Below are 18,341 nucleotides of genomic sequence, written 5' to 3'. Positions count from 1 at the left end.
TATTTAATAGTCATTGTCATGGCAATTATCATGATAATGACCTGTGACCTACTCTTCTTCTAATTGTTTTTGTATCAACCAATATTGTACCAAAGCATTTAGCTGCTCCTGTTTAAAAGGTTTGGTGCAATAATCTTGCATACCAACTTTTAAGTACTTTTCGCGCTCTCCATCCATGGCATTGGCAGTCAAAGCGATAATAGGTGGTAGGTCTTGAGGGTCATAAAGCTCATGCAGCTTAATAGTAGCCTGTACACCATCCAAAATCGGCATGTGATGATCCATCAAGATGACATCATAACGTTTGGGAAATAAAGCAAAAGCTTCAATCGCTTGCTGGCCATCAGTCACATGAGTGACGGTATGACCGCTATTGGTCAGTGCCTTTCTGGCAATAATGGCATTAACGGTATCATCTTCTACCAATAATATATGACCTGCACGCTCGTGACTAGGCTCTGCCATTGTGAGATCATGGGAGTCTTGCCATGTTTCGTATTTCTCTTCATCAATAGTCGGTAGCGGCAATAACACTCGAAATGTAGTACCAACGCCTACGGTACTATCGACACAAATATACCCACCCATCAGATCGACAAGAGATTTGCAGACCGATAGCCCAAGACCTGTACCACCATAGAGGCGATGCGTGAATTTATTGGCTTGATCATAAGCATCAAATATTGCCTCTAATGACTCAGCTTTTATACCGACACCTGTATCTGTGACCTCGATACATAAAGTCATATTTTTATCCGCCTTACGTTCTAACGTCTCCTGCCTCATGCTATTTTTGTCAATATTTTCGCGATAGCAATTATTCATATGCTTGACATCAATACTCACTCTCCCGCCTTCACGGGTAAACTTAATCGCGTTATTGACAAGATTTGCGATGATTTGTTTAAGGCGTACTGGATCCCCTTTCACATAAGGTGATAACGACTCGGTATAGTGATAATCTAGCGTCAATCCTCGCTGACGTGCCTTGATAGAAAATAGGCTGACCACCTCATTACATAATGTAGATAAATTGAGTGGAATAGAGTCAATATACATTTTTCCAGACTCAACTTTCGATAAGTCCAAAATCCCATTAATAATCACCATCAAATGCTCATTAGAGACTTTGATATTATCTACATACTCTCGCTGTTCAGCACTAAGCTCAGTGTCACCTAGCATCTCCACCATACCAATGATACCGTTCATTGGTGTCCGTATTTCGTGACTCATATTGGCCAAAAAGTTCGATTTCATCTCATTGGCATGTTTGGCATCGCGTTCTTTATCCTGTAGCTTCAATGCATCTGCTGCCATCATCGCAAACTGTGCCAATATCTCTTTTTGTTGGTCACTAAAGCTATGGTTGGGCTTGGTATCCATGAGACATAAAGTGCCTAAACGATAAGTTTTATTGTCTTCGTATAAAATAATCGGGGCGCCAACATAGAATCGTAGATAGGGCGCATTGACAACCATTGGGTTTTGGCTAAAACGACTATCCTCTAATGTATCTTCTACTATCAACATCTCATTGGACAATATTGTATAATTACAAAAGGCCGTCTCACGTGGTGCCATACTGACACTTTCAGGCATACTGTCAAATTTGCAGGCTGGTTTTAAATATTGCGTCTCCTCATCCATAAAAGTGATCGTTACCACCGGCACATCAAAAAACAGCTTTACGAGTGCAACGAGTCGATCAAATGCAGGCTCCTCGTCTTCATTGAGTACCTGATATTTTTTCAACTTGTTGACACGCTCTACTTCATCTACCGCTACTGGGTAGCTGCTTTTAGGTGAGTTAGATATAGACAAGATAGACTCCATTAAATAATATCAGACGCTCGATTGGTGACTCGTCTGCTTTATCAATAATTGTAACGCTTCATTCACCATAATCATTGCGACCACCGATGTGACGACCACTGCCGACCCATAACCACCACATTGTAGCCCGCCTGCTTGGCAGCTCTTATCCACATGCGGTGGCTCGGTAGAATAGACACATTTGATACCGAACTTCTCTTTTAGCGCGCTGTTGATGCCTTTTTCGTGGCGCAGCTTGTTACGCAATTTAGCAAGTAATGGATCTTGATAGCTGTCGCGCAAGTCGCTCACTCTTATTTGACTTGGATCTATCTTACCACCTGCACCGCCTGCACAGACCAGCTTCAATTTATTAAAACGGCAATGCAAGGCAATCGCCAGCTTGGCATTCATATCATCCACGCAATCTAAAATCACAGTAGGTTCACCTTGATCAGCGGCTGCTTTCGCTTCATGGCGACTAGGTAGTAGCGCTGCGACGTTTTCAACTGTCAAGAAATCATCAACGAGATTTAAGGTGACTTGAGGATTGATCTCTTGAATACGTACCGCCATTGCTGTGATTTTACTTTGGCCAAAAGTACTGTCTAACGCTGGTAGCTGCCGATTGACATTAGAAGCAACCAACACATCCAAATCAATTAAAGTAATGGTTCCTACTGCCGTTCGCGCCAACGCTTCTGCTGCCCAAGAACCAACACCACCTACCCCAATGATATAGACATGCGACGCTGCAAACGTATCGACAGCTGATGTACCATAAAGCGTGCGCGTCCCTTGAAAGCGGCGGTCATACTGCTCATCCTTTTCATCCACGCCAGCTTGTACATTATCATATTCGGCAGTGACTGGCTCTACGACTGGGCGCTCAATTTGTCTGGTTTCATTCATAGCTTTTTAAATACTCTTTTTAAATATTTTGACTGTGCTTGCTTCATCGTTTGATTATAAGTTTAATAATTATGTTGGGTAGGCCCAGTTTACTTTTAGGGCATCGCAGCTATTTTTCCATAACTGTTTAGCAAGTTTATCCTGTGAGACACCCAATAATTCACTTAAACTCGACAACACCCAAGGCAGATTAGCAGGAACATTCCTATCATGCGTGTGGGCAGCCTCCCATTCATTGTCTGGACTTTGTCCAACGGCTGAATGCTGACTATTTGAATTTTGACACATAATCGGTGTCATGTCCGGACAGTCTGTCTCAATCACCAAGCACTCAATACCATATGTATCCACAGCAGCCTGAATAGCACGGCGCAGTTTTTTGGCGTTCGGATTGGTCGCCTGACCTGTAACGCCCAGCTTAAATCCTAGTTTTACAAAAGCTTTGGCCTCTTGTTCACCGCCACTAAAACTATGCGCAATACCGCCTAATGTGTGAGTATCGTATTTGTGCGCTTTTAATATGGCGAGCGCTTCGGCATGCGCCTTACGAATATGAAGCATCACGGGCAACTGATGGGTCACAGCGATATCTAGCTGCGCCTCAAAGAACCGCTTTTGTTTATCAAATACGTCAGGCTCTTTCATTGCATCAGTAAAGGTATCCAAGCCGATTTCACCGATGGCTAATGGTCGACAGGCAGCAACCATTTGTGCCAATTCTATTAGATGTGCATCAGTATGCTGCTCAATATAAAAAGGATGTAAGCCTAGCGCAATATGCGTACAGAAATCATACTTGTTGTGTTCATCGGTATCTATGCCAAAGCGCTTTGATAACTTATCGATCAACTGCTTAATGTCATACATACGCTCAAAATGCTGATACAGATAACCAACCAGTACGAGATGCCGTATACCTTGACGGTAAGCGCTTTGAACCTGCTGCTCTCGATCATTATCAAATACTGGCGCGTCGAAATGCGTGTGTGTATCGATAAGGGGATACATACTGGTTGATACTTGTTTTGCCTTAGCCGATGATTCAAGAACAGACACTGATACACTCCAAAAATTAACGTCTTTAGCAAAATACTTTGTCAATCATCATATTATACAAATGGCTGTAGTAACAGCTTATTCAATCTATGCCGCGTTCAATATAAAGCGTTACGACTCCTTATTAAGCGTCCTTATCACCGTAATGACTGCGCTTATTTTTCAAATTTGCTATATTAACGTCAGTCATCTCATCAGCTTTTCGGCTACTACGCCGAGGGATGACCAATAATGCCGTAGCAACCGCACTCAAGACCAGCCATTTTTTTAACTTTTCATGGTTTGCCATTGTTGATCTCTACTTATCATTTAACCATAAACCTTAGAACGTAAAAAGCAGATATATAACATTATCCTACTAATGTTTAGTATACGAAAAATATGGCTATGGCTATGTTTATCTGTGTTACGAATACGCAAGCCAATGTACGATGTAACTTTTGTTTATTACATCGTACATTGGCTTGCGCTGATTGAAGATATCGGTTGTTTAAAGTGGTGATTAACAACTGCTTTAACGATTGAGAGGATACGTCGTCATACCACTGTTAGGACTATCTACCTTGGTGAAACCTTGAGAGGTTGATCGCGGGGTTTGATCACGCTTAGGAATGAGTGGGTTAAGCGGCATTAATTCGTAATCTGCATCGACATTGCCATCCCAACCTTCCGTACCGCTTAGAGGCAGTTGTTTGATGGTGCCGTTTTTATCAATAACCAATTGCAGTACACGCATTTGATTGAATTTACGCTCGGTCACACTCGCTACCGCACCGCCATCACGCAAGATCGTTGGCTGCAAAAATATGATCAAGTTGCTCTTTTGGGTATTGTCGTTATCAGAACGGAATAATCTGCCAATGAAGGGCACATTACCAAGCCCTGGGACTTTTTGTTGACTGGTCGTGCTGTTGTCACGCATCAAGCCACCTAAAGCGATGGTTTGCTGATCGTCTGCTAAAATCGTTGTATTAATAAGACTTTTGTTAGTGATCAAGCCGTTTACACCGCTACTAGTCGGTGCAATGCTAGAAACTTCTTGTGAGACTTCCAAGCGTACCGTGCCATTATCACCAATATGAGGAATGACGTTCAGATTGATACCAATATCTTGCCTATCGATAGTCTGGAAAGGGTTGTTTGAGTTGTTGCCACTGGTGGTAAAGGAACCCGTCACAAAAGGTACGTTTTGACCAACTAAGATACTGGCTTTCTCATTATCCAATGTCAAAATAGACGGCATGGACAACAGATTGGCACTGGTAGATTTATCAAGCGCCTGCAAGATAGCGCCATAAAATTCCGTATTACCCTGACTGTCTTTTCGGCTATCGCCAATCCCAACCAATGCACCAACGATAGAGCTGGCAGCCTGACTAAGCGCTGTTGCACCCGCGACACCGCTACCTGCCAATGCAGCACCTGCTAAGGTTGTCGCGCTAGCTCCAACATTATTGAAGTTGACGACACCATAACCACTATTGGCATTACCCAGCGCCCACTGAACCCCTAGCTGGGTCGCATCATCACCTGAAACTTCGACGATAGCGGCTTGAATTAAGACTTGTGCGCGGCGACTGTCCAATTGGTTGACCGCATCTTCAATCTCAAACATGAGCTCAGGCGCAGCATTGACGATGACGGCATTTTGTGTTTCGTCAGCAATGATACTAAAAGGTCTGCCACCGACGCCTGTACCGCTTCCAGCTGTATTGCTAGCAGGCACAACTGATGTACTACTGCTACTGCCAATACTCTCACTCGCCGCACTGTTAATGGTAGCACCTGTGCTGGCATCATTTAAAGAAGCGGACTCTAACGTTGAGGTGGCACCAGCGCTATTAATCGATTGATTGGCCAAAAGACCTCGTAGCATATCGGCAATATGGCTAGCACTGGCATACTTTAGGCGAAAGACACGTAACCCACTTAATCGTCTTGTCGGTGCGGTATCTAGTTGATTAACCATCTCCTGAACTTTGGCAATCATCTCAGGGCTGCCTTTGACCAGCAACCTGTCACTTGATGAATCAGCGATCACTTTGAGTTGATTATTACCACCTTGTGCTTGTCCGCTACCAGCGCTTGCCACCAAGGCACTGATTAACTCCATCATACGTTCGGCATCGACGTGGCGTAGTGGTATCACTTGCAGACTGTCATTGACGTTGCTGTCCAAATCACGGATAAGTGCGGTGAGTTGGTTTAGGCTATCCGCACGATCTGATAGTACCAGCGCGTTTACACCAGGTACAGCGGCGGCATGTGCAGACTGCGGCATCAAAGGTCTTATGACACCCAGCACTTCTGCCGCTTGAGTATTCGTCAAATAAATCACTCGGGTTGCGAGCGACTCACCGACACTATTGCCGCGCAAGTCAACGGCGACACCAGACTGCTTGGCGACATTATCTGGCACCAGTTTAATCGTCGTACCTGATTCTATCGCTGCAATCCCATTGACCTGCATGACACTTAAGAACAGCTGATAAATCTCATCACGGGACAAAGCTTTGTTCGAGATGACCGTCACATTGCCGTTGATACGAGGGTCAAGGACAAAGTTTTGGTCAGTGATGGTTGCTACCTCATTAATAAAGGCTTTAATATCAGCGTCTTGCAAGTTTACCTTCCAGCTCTCAGCATTCGCTAGGCCCATGCTAGCAGCCCATAAGGGTACCGCTAGGCAAAGAGGACGACACAGGCGCATCAAACGCGGCAGGATACGGTGTAAAGGTGTGGCTGAAAATTGATGAAAACTTACCATATTGATAATTACCTACAGTGATATTGCGTCATATGTACTGAGTTTTTAACGAGCAATCTTTGCTAAAAGTCCGTCTTATTAGAACTGTTGACGGATAGTAATAACTTGCTCACCACGTTGAACCTCGATTTGTGCTTCGCCTGCTTGCTGTACTTGCTGTAATACGCCAGCATCTTGAGCAGGATTATTGCCCACGTTTTGTCCGTTTACTGTCAACACTTTGTCGCCTGGCTCTAGCCCTAGTCGATTGCGTAATTTTGATGGCATCGCTGCGGTGACTTGATAGCTCTCACCTGAGGCCATCACCCCCATTCTACTCAAATAACTGGCAGGATTTTCTTGCAGCGCGGTTACCGCCTCTTCAATCGCCGTTTGCGGACTGCTTTCACCATTCGTCTCTGTCGGTTCAGGCGGCGTATCTTGTAGTGTCTGAGGCGCAGTCGGTAACATATTATTGTCCGGTAAGCGCTGATTACTGACGCCGCCTGCCAGCATGTCACTTTGATCTAGCGGCATAGCATCTGGCATGCTAATCACTGTTTCTTTATCATTGGCATCCGCGATAATAACCGAATTCCAGTCAACAGCAACCAGAATATAGTCGCTGTCTTTTAGTCCGTCACCAATTCGGTAGTTTTTCACCTCACCATTTATGTCAAGCAACGCTGAAGACATGCTCTCCGGTATGGCGAGTAGTACGCCTTTAAGCTCAATATTAGGTGGTGGCTGGACTGCCGCTGCAATAGGGTCAGGATCAGCAAATATCGCAAACAAACCACTATAGTCATTGGCAGACTTTGTATTGTTTTGCAAAGGGGCTAGCGGCAATGCTGGTGCTAAGGGCGCTGCTAATAGTAACCATAACAGACGCGCCGCTGTCCAACACAGCCAAGCAATTGCCAGTAGCAACAACCACCCTGAAAAACGATTGAGAGTATTCACGACAGGCTTTAGGCTGGCAGCAATATTTGACATTTATGGCGCCCCCAAACCAGTGAGCAGTGGCTGGCGCACACTAACGACTGGTGTATCCTGCGGTGCTTGCCCTTTGTATTCAGGCATGTTTTCTAATAGACGCTGAGTCAGACTAACATCTAGCATGTTGTCCCCGTCTATATACAGATCGCCCAAGCGTTTATCTTGATTATTTAATAGGTTGATATGCAGCAGGTTTTTATTGTTCTTTTGCTCAGCACTCAGCTCAGCTCGCAATGCAGGCATAGTAATATAAAAAACCTTACCACCACTGGGATAGCCGACTTCACCGCCAACCCAGGTCAACTGACCATCCGCTTCACTAAATCCCGCCGCATTTTTAGCAGACTCATTCTCAGCTGATTCCGATGATGCATTGTCGCTAGACTGACGCTTTAACGAAACGCCATTGACTTGAATGGGCGTATTAGGCAGTTGCCAATCAACCACACTTGCCAAAGTCTCAGGAGCAATTTTTCCGCTCATATCATCGACTTGCCATGAGTTTAAACCCAGTTTTACCTGTCCGTTTAACCTCGTTTGATCTGAGTTGATATTCACATCGGCACCAAGCTTTCCTGTGAGCAGTTGCCATGGCTGCCATGACCATTCGGCCATACCTGTGAGCGGTGTCGATGATAGAGGAATTTGCCAAATGGCAGAGCCCTGCCATACATTGCCAGACACATGCTGCACATAAGGCGTATTGGGTGCATATTTTTGGAGTAGCCATGCCGCTGGCATTTGCAATACAGCAAATAAGGCAAACAATACGAATCCGATCAGCCACCAAAGCTTGCGGGGACGCTTATGAGACAACTCAGATACTTGGGCCACGGTTGCACAACTCTTATATAAGACAAAAACGTCATTATCATAACAAACAATGACCTATAGATGACAGAAAAAAAGCCAGTATCTTTTTACCAAAATATTGGCAATAGAGATACTGACTTTTTTATTTTGCGAAGCTTCAGCGTTTATGACTAAATGATTGTAAATAAACCATTATCCATAAGACTGATAAGCTCCGTCTCGTACTATGTCATGACTCGAAACTATCTAATTGGATAGCCTAATTAGATAGCAAAATCCTCAAGATCACGTCCTGCTGCTAAGGCTTCAACCAACCACGTTGGTTTACGTCCACGACCCGTCCAAGTTTCTTCCTTATTATCAGTATTGCGGTACTTAATACTGCGTTTTTTCTCTAGTTTTTCACCAGCTTTTAAGATCTCTTCAATCGTAGCATTGCTGTCTTCTGCAATTTGCTCAAACTGCATATAAGCATCATACAAACGCTGATGCTGTTTTTTGGCAATAAGCTGCTGTGCATTTTCGGTGATGGCACGTAGTTCATCTACGTTTAAGTTATCTAAATCGATTGCGCTATTTTTACTCATAGTAAGTCCAACTGTCGGATAAAAAAATATCACCTCAATAGAGACATTGTACCTATTGAGATACCTGAATGATGACTCATTCATTATTAAAAAATTAATAGTTCTTAAGGGTTCATTTGATTTTTAATTAATCAAAGATTATTCATAATTATTTTAATAAACATGAATAATGAAAATATTGCTGGTAACCACAAGTATTCATTATACCTTATATAGCAAATATCTATCGACAATAATTACTTATTGAAACTTAACTCAACAAATTTCTATTTTATATAGCGTTTCTTAAATGCGGTATTCCTTGAATATTAGTACTTTTTCGTTTTTTAATAAAATAATATTCATTAATACACTATATTAATAAATCAGATTTATTAGTGCCTAATAATTAAGCGTTGTAGCAAGAGCTTATGAACTTTCGAACGAATACTTGTCTAAACCCTAACGACTTTTATTTAGCCTTTTTGTGCATTTAGCTCATTCATCAACCCATAGGCAGATTCAGCATTTAGCAGATAAGGATTAAAACCAATAGTCGTAGAGTATTTCAAATAGATTGCGGCGTTTTCTTCGGTCGGAGACGCATAGTTCATCGACCAGTTTGACCATTCTCTATGCTTTAGCTCACGTGTGTCAATAATCTGTAGATCATGATGACGCTTATCAACGATGAGACTGTGTAGCAATCGATTAATTTGCGCTCTTGGGCCTTCTATCGTCTGCAAGAAATAATCTTTATTAAACGTGAGCATTCCGGTGATACCATTAGCAGCATTATTTGTCTGAGCTTGCTGTAGTATTTCATTGAAATCGGTCGCTGATACATTTGGGTTTGCACGACTGGCATAGGTCATGCTGACTAAAATGTGTGCATCTGTCGTTACTGAGTTCATAGCTTTTCTCTCATACAAGTGTCATGGGTGCAGGTCTGATTATCAGAATCGATAGACTAGCTAAAATCGTACCAAGGTTTCTTCTTCTGAATGGTCTGCACGTCACTCTTTGCTTGTTGCTCTTGCAGCTCAGATAATGTATCAATCAACATCGTGATTTGGTTGGTACTCATTAAGTAAGGATTGAACTCACTTCCTGTCGAGAATTTTAACGCCAGTCCTTTGTTCTCCTCACTTGGAATCAAGTACTTCATTGACCATTTACTCCAATGGCGCTGCTCAACTTCACGGCACTCTATCACCTGTAGAGAATGATGACGCTCATCTTGCACAAGCTTTCTAAGCAGGCCATTAATAACCGGCCTTGCCCCTTCAATACTTTGCAAAAAGTAGTTATGGTTAAACACCAAGGCACCAGTGATGCCATTGCGCTCGTTATTTTGCTGAGCTTGCTCAAGGATACGAGTTACCTCACCGTTGAGGTTGTCGTTGTTATAACGACTGATATAAGTCAAACGTAGAATGATATGCTCACCCTGCCGCATTTTTAGACTATTTGACTCTGAAAGATCGACTGATTCCATAATTTTTTCCAATTAATTTGCTAGATTTATAAAAAAAGGCGGTGCAGGTATTGCTAATCACTCATCAATAGCCGTACTAACGTGACTGTTGAATTTTTTTGATAAATTCACTCATACCACGTGCTAGATTCGCGTTGCTGCTCTTTTGTACTTCTTGTGCCAGCAGCAACAATTGTGCGCTATCCTCACACTGCTCTAAACTCAATAAATAGCCCCAAGCTTCTGCAGGTGGTGCGTTTTTTTCAATATAGGTCGCCAAGTCAGATTTAATGGTTCCATAGTTGGCACCAGTAACTTTTGACTTAAACATACTGCCGATAGACTTTTTGCTAGCCTCTGCAATTTTGCTTGGCGGTTTGCTATTAAAAGTACGATCGAACTCTATCTCAGTACTGACATCAAATGAGTTGTCTGTAGATTGAGGTTGCTCAGCGACTGGCACTTGAGGAATAGTAGATGCTTCGGTTACAGTAGATACCTGAGGCGCTGTTTGAGTTTGCGAACTAGAGTTAGCGGCACCAATCAGTTCAATACACTCAAGCTCTACAAGCAATTCAAATAAAGGCCCGACACCGCCAAAATCAGCAAACATTTTGCTATTATCAAGCGTATAAAGGTAGTTTTGATACGTGCGCTTGCCATCAATCATAATCAGCAATGTTCTCGCTTCTCGCGGCAATATACCGAGACTTTGAGACTTTATTTCTGCTCTACCTAAATCGCTTTTTCGAAACACGTCACCGTAGTTCATTCTTTATACTCAGTATTGACAGCAAGATAGGCACCTTACTGATAAGACGCCGACCCAGATAATTTTTGTTCTTTTCAGCCATGAATGGCCAAACTCTGATAGATTTGAATTCATTGTTAACTGATTCTTTAGATGCAACCTTGGCGCTTAAAGTCAGCTACACTATTTAATTAAATAGAGTATATCAATGTCATTAATAGACTGTTAGCACTAAATGAATTGGATAGCACAAACGGTTTATATAAGGTATAAAAGGTAGTTTTTATAAATTTCAATATAAAATTTGATAATGAAAACAATGATGAAGATCGTTTTTATAAGACTAACTTTATAAAAAAATAGCCGTAGCCATATATCTTGAATAAACGATTTAATAATAGTTTTATACCATCTAAAGATAAAATAATAAGACTATTATATAAACATAAGTTTTGTTTTTTAATAATACTAGCAATGGATAGTACGTACATTTATATTTGATGCTTATTTAATACAATCTTAAGTGCGTACTTTCTTTATTAAATATTTATTGATAGGCATTAAAAAACCCCGCTAATAGCGAGGCTTTTTAAATAAAACATCTTATTATCTTATGTATTCATCAGAACGGAATATCATCGTCTACAGGGCCATCTGGCATCGCCGTAGGCTTAGATTGCGCAGGTTTTTGCGCAGGTTGATTGAACTGGTTTTGCGGCGCAGGTGCATTTTGGTTATTAAAGCTGTTCTGACCACCACTCGGTTGGTTATTGTAGCCGCCTTGCTGTGCTGGCTGATTACCTGCTTGCTGACCGAAATTATTTTGGTTGCCCTGGTTGCCGTAACTGTTTGCGTTCTGGCCACCAAACCCGCCGCCGTTATCGCTTTGACCGCCACTGATACCATCAAGCATCTGCATTTGCTCAGCGCGAATCTCAGTGATATAACGGTCTTGGCCGCTTTGATCTTGATATTTACGCGTACGCAAGCTGCCTTCGATATAGACTTTGCTGCCTTTACGCAAATACTGCGCGGCAATTTCGCCTAAACGATTAAACAATGAGATACGATGCCACTCTGTCGCTTCTCTTTTTTCACCGCTTTGTTTGTCCGTCCACTGCTCAGATGTCGCGACCGAGATATTGGTCACGCTACCGCCATTATTGAACTGGCGTGCCTCAGGATCTGCTCCAAGGTTACCGATAATGATAACTTTATTAACTCCGCGCATGATACCGTCCTTTTACTGATGAATAATTATTCGATAGAACCTACACGTCCTACCAATGATATGATTTTACTTTAACCAATTTTTGTTCGAATATCTACAGTCTAGCTATGATAAACGTCAATCTATGTCGCTTAGGTATGCAAGATAAAAATTAAACCAACAAACACGCCACTATTTTGCCATTTTAAAATAGGCATGAACACCGTCCGCTTATTCTTTTTAAGTCGTTCCTCACGCTCTATCTGTTACTGAGTATCAGTATTTTTGCGATGCATGCTTAATGTCACGCTACCTAACTCGACGCCAAACTTTGTCATGACTGAACGATTGAGCATGACATCGTCATTGATAAGATACATCCAATCGTCAAAATTCACTTTGTAGGTTTTGTCCTCAACTGGCAGGTTTAATACATAATCCCAATGCAGGGTATTGCCTACCACATCGCCTGTTGCCTCGCCAACGACGTCGCCTGCTGTGCCAATCCAACGTCCATCGCTTTGCTCAGTCAGTCGCCATATACGCTGCGATTTTGAGCCATCTGCCCAAGAAAACTTCTCGTTTAAAACAATGACGTCATCGCCTTCGTGAGTCGCATCGATATCGACATAAAAACGTTTTTTGACCTCACCGTTACGCCCTTGAAACATACCCCAACCCTCAATTTGACCTGAGAAAAACTCATGCATATCAAGCGTCGGTGTGGTGTTCTGATAGGTCTGAATATTTTGCGTGGCACAGCCAGAGGTCAGTAGCGTGGCTGACAGTCCAAAACCTATTGCTAACTTATTAAACTTACTCATATTAATTCCTTTTAAATTGAGATAAATATTTTGCGGTCACTAATTAATAGTGGCGGTCTACGGGATTATTGTCTACTCAGTTCTGCCTATTTATTTTTATTCATCTGAAAATATTACTTATATCGCGTACTAAATATCTAGCGGACTTTGCGCTAAATGCGATAGCGCCTGTCGTGACTCATCTGTTATTTGGGTCTTATCTAACTTGAGATAAGCGACCTGCTCTTTTTCCATCACGACCAGCTCATCCACGCCATCGACTGCTAGCATCTGCCGTGACCAATCTTGGATATTGATGTTTTTGGGAATGGTCACTGTCGTGCTTGATAAATAAGGCGGCTGGGCAATGGGTATAATTAGCAGCAATGCGATGCCCATGACAAGTGCCAATAGCCCCCATGCCAGCAAATTAGACTGGTTTAATAATAGACCACCCATCGCGCCACCAACGAACGCCCCAAAGAACTGACTCGATGAGTTTAATCCCATCGCGGTCGCTTTATTGGCGACTGGTGCACGCTTGGATATCCAAGATGGAATTGTCGCCTCAAGCAAATTAAAGCCCATAAAATACAGTAGCAATCCAAAAATAATACCAACACCAACCTGACTACCAAAGGCAAGAAATGCCAAGGCTGCGGTCATTACCGCAATGGCGCTCAAAAACACTTGGCGCATTTTACGTTTCTTTTCGGCAATGATGATAAAGGGAATCGCGACTGCGAAACCAACAAACAAGAGCGGCAAATAAACCATGCCCTGCTGACTCACCGACAAACCCATGACGTCCTTGAGCTGGTGCGGTAATATGACGAATATGGCAGTCATCGTTAGATGTAGTGCAAAGACACCAATGTGTAAGCGGTTCAAATCCCCTACCTTCAGGACGGTCGCTAACTGCTCGCGAATCGACTTGTTGTCCAGATTGTGCTTGAGCACACGTAAAGGTGTGGGAACCATCAGCAATAGCAGCATGGCTAAAACAGCAAAACCTGCCGTCAGCCAAAACAATCCCGAGATACCAAGCGTACCGACTAATAAAGGGCCAAAAGCAAAAGCAAGCATAATGGACGTTCCAATGGTCAGACCCATTGTCGCCATTGCTTTGGTACGCATCTCTTCACGCGTCACATCAGCCAATAATGCCATCAATACGGCAGAGACCGCGCCACTGCCTGCCAGCGCTCGACCAATGATCACTTCATAGATATCCGTCGCATTTGCCGCAATCATGCCGCCGACTGCAAACAGTATCAATCCCAAAAATATAATCGGTTTACGTGGGAATTTATCAGCGGCAAGGCTCATCGGTATCTGAAAGATCGCTTGTCCTAGTCCATAAATACCAACTGCCAGACCAATCAAAAACGGCGTCGCGTGTGCATAATTGTCACCGTAAACCGAAAACACCGGCACAATCATAAACAAGCCAATCATACGCAAGGCAAAGATGCCACCGACTCCGAGGATTGCCCGTTTCTCTACGCTATTCATACTTGCCTCACTGATTGATCATTGCTGTTTTTTCACTGCTGGTACTTGTACTGCACCATGATTTATCACTACTGGTTTATCAAGGCGCTGGCCTATAAATCAAGCCCCCTAGTATAAGACATTCGCCGTTTGGTTGCCGATACTTTTGTCTTCCTGACGCAGCCGCCCGTAGCGCATCAACCCAAGCCATTCATATTACGCAATTATTTTGTTACCAACTGCGTCAGATGCGCAATCAAACCTTGAATAATGCGGTCGCCATAACAATAAAGTAAGGCGTTGTAAACATTATTACTCATTAGCTCGAACGACAGTTCAAACGACAAACTCCTCTACAAAATGACATTTTTGGTCAAAACCATAACAAACGATGCCTGTTACTTAACAGGGATTTAATTTAGATTTGCTTAGTCGAACAGAAATCAATCGCATCAAAGACTGCAAAATAAGAAAACAGTAAATTGGCATTTATAGTCCTTACTCTATGGATGTGTGAACACTGTATAAAAGCACTATTTATAACCATATTTTTATAGCCGAGCTATTTATAACAACATTATAAATTTAGAAATCATTCGCGTTTTTAACCAATAATTTTACTGATCTGTATTTACCTTTTCATTTGAGATATTTCCCAATACTCTTTTAGCAAATAGGAAACCCATAAACGATGGCACATGACCATATCGCAATACGCGGCGCACGTACTCATAATTTAAAAAACATTGATTTAGACATTCCACGAGATAAATTCGTGGTAATCACAGGCTTGTCTGGCTCTGGTAAGTCGTCACTGGCATTCGATACCCTCTATGCCGAAGGGCAACGTCGTTATGTCGAGAGCTTGTCGGCATATGCGCGTCAGTTCCTCTCGCAAATGGAAAAACCGGAAGTTGATAGCATCGAAGGTCTCTCCCCTGCGATTGCCATCGAGCAAAAATCGACCAACCATAACCCGCGCTCAACCGTTGGGACGATTACCGAGATTTATGACTACCTGCGTCTGCTCTATGCGCGTATCGGTACGCCGTACTGCCCTGAGCACGGCGAGCCGATGGTCGCACAGTCGGTCACCGAGATGGTCGATCAAGTCATGGCCTTGCCAGAAGATACCAAACTCATGATTTTGGCACCGGTGATTCGTGAGCGTAAAGGTGAGCATACCGTGTTACTTGAGCAGCTGATTGGACAAGGCTTTGTCCGTGTACGTGTCGATGGCGACGTGTACGATACGGACGAACTACCAACACTCGATAAAAAGAAAAAACATACCATCGAAGTGGTAGTTGATCGCTTTAAAGTCCGTGATGACTTGGGCAACCGTGTCGCTGAGAGTCTAGAGACAGCGTTACGTTTGGGTCAAGGGCTGGTCACGCTACACTTTATGGATGGCAACCCAAAAGAAGGCGGTGACGACAATCAAGTCATGTCGGCCAAGCACTCATGCCCTGTCTGTGATCGCGCCGTACCTGAACTTGAGCCGCGTATGTTCAGTTTTAACAACCCATATGGGGCGTGCCCAAGCTGTGACGGTCTTGGTAAACGCCAATACTTCGCCGCTGAAAAACTGATTACTCACCATGAAAAATCGCTTAATCAAGGCGCAATCAATGGTTGGGACAAACGTCATGCCTACTATTTTGGTTTGCTTAGCACTGTCTGTAAGCATTTCAAAATCGATATGGACATGCCGTGGCAAGACCTGTCAAAAGCGCAGCAAGACCTCATCATGCACGGATCTGGTAAAGAAAAACTCACCTTTAACTTTACTGATGAGCGCGGTCGTAAGACGAATAAGACCGTACCGTTTGAAGGCGTGCTGCCTTACTTAGAACGCCGTTATGCTAAAACGCAAAGTAACCTTGTCCGCGATGAGCTAGCCAAATATCTGGCTGACACTACGTGTAACGTCTGTGATGGCGCGCGTCTCAATGAAATATCTCGCAACGTCCGTGTTGATGACCAAACCATCGCTGACATCGTTAAGCTCTCTATTGGCGATTCTGCGGACTATTATAAAACGCTAAAAATTGGCGGTCATAAAGGTGAAGTTGCGGAAAAAATCTTTAAAGAGATTAACGAGCGCTTAAACTTCCTCGTCAGCGTTGGACTGGATTATCTGACCCTAGCGCGCTCTGCCGAAACATTATCGGGTGGTGAAGCACAGCGTATCAGGCTTGCGAGCCAAATCGGTGCTGGCCTCATGGGCGTCATGTATGTACTTGATGAGCCATCAATTGGTTTGCATCAGCGTGACAATGATCGTCTGCTAAAGACGCTGACGCGCTTGCGTGATTTGGGTAATACCGTGCTGGTCGTTGAGCATGATGAAGACGCCATTCGCCAAGCGGATCACGTGATCGATATCGGTATCGGCGCAGGCGTACACGGTGGTCATGTGATCGCTCAAGGTACGGTCGATGACATCATGGCAAACAAAGAATCGCTCACTGGACAATATATGTCTGGCAAAAAGCGCATCGAAATTCCAACCGTGCGTCATAAAGCCAAAACCATGGATGTGGAAGTCAAGGGTAAAGCCAAAGCCAAAAAAGTACCGATGACCATTGAGCTAAAAGGCGCGTCAGGCAATAACTTGCATGATGTGGATTTGACCATCCCTGTTGGCGTCATGACCTGTGTGACTGGCGTATCCGGTTCGGGCAAATCAACCTTGATCAACCGTACGCTCATGCCATTGGCCGCGACGCAGTTAAATAATGCCTCAACGCTTATCGCAGACAAGCATGAAAGCATCAGCGGTCTTGAGCATTTGGATAAAATGGTCGATATCGATCAAAGCCCCATCGGTCGCACGCCGCGCTCAAACCCAGCGACATATACGGGCGTATTTACCCCTGTGCGTGAAATGTTTGCCCAAACGCAAGAAGCGCGCGCTCGTGGTTATAAGCCGGGTCGCTTTAGTTTCAATGTCAAAGGCGGACGCTGTGAGATGTGCCAAGGTGATGGTCTTATCAAAGTTGAAATGCATTTCTTGCCTGATATGTATGTGCCATGCGATACCTGTGAAGGCAAACGCTACAACCGCGAAACCTTAGAGATTCACTATAAAGGCAAAAGTATCGCCGAAGTGTTAGAGATGACTGTTGAAGATGCGGTTGAGTTCTTCTCAGCGATACCTGCGATCTATCGCCGTCTGCAAGCGCTGATGGATGTCGGTCTTGGTTATATTCGCCTCGGTCAGTCTGCACCGACGCTATCTGGCGGTGAAGCGCAGCGTGTCAAACTGGCGCGTGAGCTTGCCAAGCGTGATACGGGACAGACGCTCTATATCTTGGATGAGCCAACCACGGGCTTGCACTTCCATGATATCTATAAGCTGCTCCATATCCTGCATACCCTACGCGATAAGGGCAATACCATCGTGGTTATCGAGCATAACTTGGACGTGATAAAAACTGCCGATTGGGTAATTGATCTAGGCCCTGAAGGCGGTAAAGGTGGCGGACTGATCATCGCTGAAGGCACACCTGAGGAAGTGGCGGAAGTGAAAGGCTCATATACGGGTGAGTTCTTAAAGCCCATGCTTGAGCAAGGGTTAAAAGACGTAAGCTAAGACAAATTAGTGAATGATTGCTAAAAGGCTACTCTTTCGGGAGTGGCCTTTTTTTGTTGCCTAGAATTTATTTGTGATAGTTTAATCCTACTTTTTACTTT

The 18,341-nt window shown here is 43.6% G+C and carries 15 protein-coding genes; 1 reads left to right on the top strand and 14 read right to left on the bottom strand.

Features of this window, described 5'->3' with window-relative positions; all coding sequences use genetic code 11:
* Positions 1 to 48: 48 nt before the first annotated feature.
* From QO189_RS05640 to QO189_RS05575, 14 genes are all read right to left on the bottom strand, one after another.
* A complete protein-coding gene (locus QO189_RS05640; protein ID WP_371531898.1) occupies positions 49 to 1,824 on the bottom strand; it encodes an ATP-binding protein in 1,776 nt (591 codons plus the stop codon).
* Between the two features lie 21 nt (positions 1,825 to 1,845).
* The gene (locus tag QO189_RS05635; protein WP_371531897.1) at positions 1,846 to 2,727 is read right to left on the bottom strand and encodes a ThiF family adenylyltransferase; all 882 of its coding nucleotides are present in this window, start codon (positions 2,725 to 2,727) and stop codon (positions 1,846 to 1,848) included.
* 69 nt (positions 2,728 to 2,796) lie between these two features.
* Positions 2,797 to 3,735: a TatD family hydrolase gene (locus QO189_RS05630; protein WP_371532049.1), complete on the bottom strand. Its 939-nt coding sequence runs from the start codon at positions 3,733 to 3,735 to the stop codon at positions 2,797 to 2,799.
* Positions 3,736 to 3,907: 172 nt separating this feature from the next.
* A complete protein-coding gene (locus QO189_RS05625; RefSeq protein WP_371531896.1) occupies positions 3,908 to 4,072 on the bottom strand; it encodes a hypothetical protein in 165 nt (54 codons plus the stop codon).
* 225 nt (positions 4,073 to 4,297) lie between these two features.
* Positions 4,298 to 6,550, bottom strand: coding sequence for a type II secretion system secretin GspD (gspD, locus tag QO189_RS05620; protein ID WP_371531895.1), 2,253 nt, complete (start codon positions 6,548 to 6,550; stop codon positions 4,298 to 4,300).
* Between the two features lie 78 nt (positions 6,551 to 6,628).
* Positions 6,629 to 7,525, bottom strand: a complete 897-nt coding sequence (locus tag QO189_RS05615; RefSeq protein WP_371531894.1) for a type II secretion system protein N — start codon at positions 7,523 to 7,525, stop codon at positions 6,629 to 6,631.
* The gene (gspN, locus tag QO189_RS05610) at positions 7,526 to 8,362 is read right to left on the bottom strand and encodes a type II secretion system protein N (protein WP_371531893.1); all 837 of its coding nucleotides are present in this window, start codon (positions 8,360 to 8,362) and stop codon (positions 7,526 to 7,528) included. It abuts the gene before it with no gap.
* Between the two features lie 242 nt (positions 8,363 to 8,604).
* Positions 8,605 to 8,928, bottom strand: coding sequence for an H-NS family nucleoid-associated regulatory protein (locus QO189_RS05605; protein WP_371531892.1), 324 nt, complete (start codon positions 8,926 to 8,928; stop codon positions 8,605 to 8,607).
* A 455-nt stretch (positions 8,929 to 9,383) separates the two neighbouring features.
* The gene (locus QO189_RS05600; protein WP_371531891.1) at positions 9,384 to 9,821 is read right to left on the bottom strand and encodes a BLUF domain-containing protein; all 438 of its coding nucleotides are present in this window, start codon (positions 9,819 to 9,821) and stop codon (positions 9,384 to 9,386) included.
* Positions 9,822 to 9,877: 56 nt separating this feature from the next.
* Positions 9,878 to 10,405 carry a BLUF domain-containing protein gene (locus QO189_RS05595; RefSeq protein WP_371531890.1) on the bottom strand — a complete coding sequence of 176 codons (528 nt, stop codon included), beginning with the start codon at positions 10,403 to 10,405 and terminating at the stop codon, positions 9,878 to 9,880.
* A 76-nt stretch (positions 10,406 to 10,481) separates the two neighbouring features.
* A complete protein-coding gene (locus tag QO189_RS05590; protein ID WP_371531889.1) occupies positions 10,482 to 11,156 on the bottom strand; it encodes a hypothetical protein in 675 nt (224 codons plus the stop codon).
* A gap of 601 nt (positions 11,157 to 11,757) precedes the next feature.
* A complete protein-coding gene (gene ssb, locus QO189_RS05585) occupies positions 11,758 to 12,366 on the bottom strand; it encodes a single-stranded DNA-binding protein (protein WP_371531888.1) in 609 nt (202 codons plus the stop codon).
* A gap of 245 nt (positions 12,367 to 12,611) precedes the next feature.
* A complete protein-coding gene (locus tag QO189_RS05580; RefSeq protein WP_371531887.1) occupies positions 12,612 to 13,169 on the bottom strand; it encodes a DUF3833 domain-containing protein in 558 nt (185 codons plus the stop codon).
* Between the two features lie 129 nt (positions 13,170 to 13,298).
* The gene (locus tag QO189_RS05575; RefSeq protein ID WP_371531886.1) at positions 13,299 to 14,663 is read right to left on the bottom strand and encodes an MFS transporter; all 1,365 of its coding nucleotides are present in this window, start codon (positions 14,661 to 14,663) and stop codon (positions 13,299 to 13,301) included.
* A 670-nt stretch (positions 14,664 to 15,333) separates the two neighbouring features.
* Here QO189_RS05575 and uvrA point away from each other — a divergent pair.
* Positions 15,334 to 18,240 carry an excinuclease ABC subunit UvrA gene (gene uvrA, locus QO189_RS05570; RefSeq protein WP_371531885.1) on the top strand — a complete coding sequence of 969 codons (2,907 nt, stop codon included), beginning with the start codon at positions 15,334 to 15,336 and terminating at the stop codon, positions 18,238 to 18,240.
* Positions 18,241 to 18,341 lie beyond the last annotated feature (101 nt).

The organism is Psychrobacter sp. Arc29 (genome assembly GCF_041431175.1).
Lineage (GTDB): Bacteria > Pseudomonadota > Gammaproteobacteria > Pseudomonadales > Moraxellaceae > Psychrobacter.
This window is presented reverse-complemented; position numbering and strand designations above follow the sequence as displayed.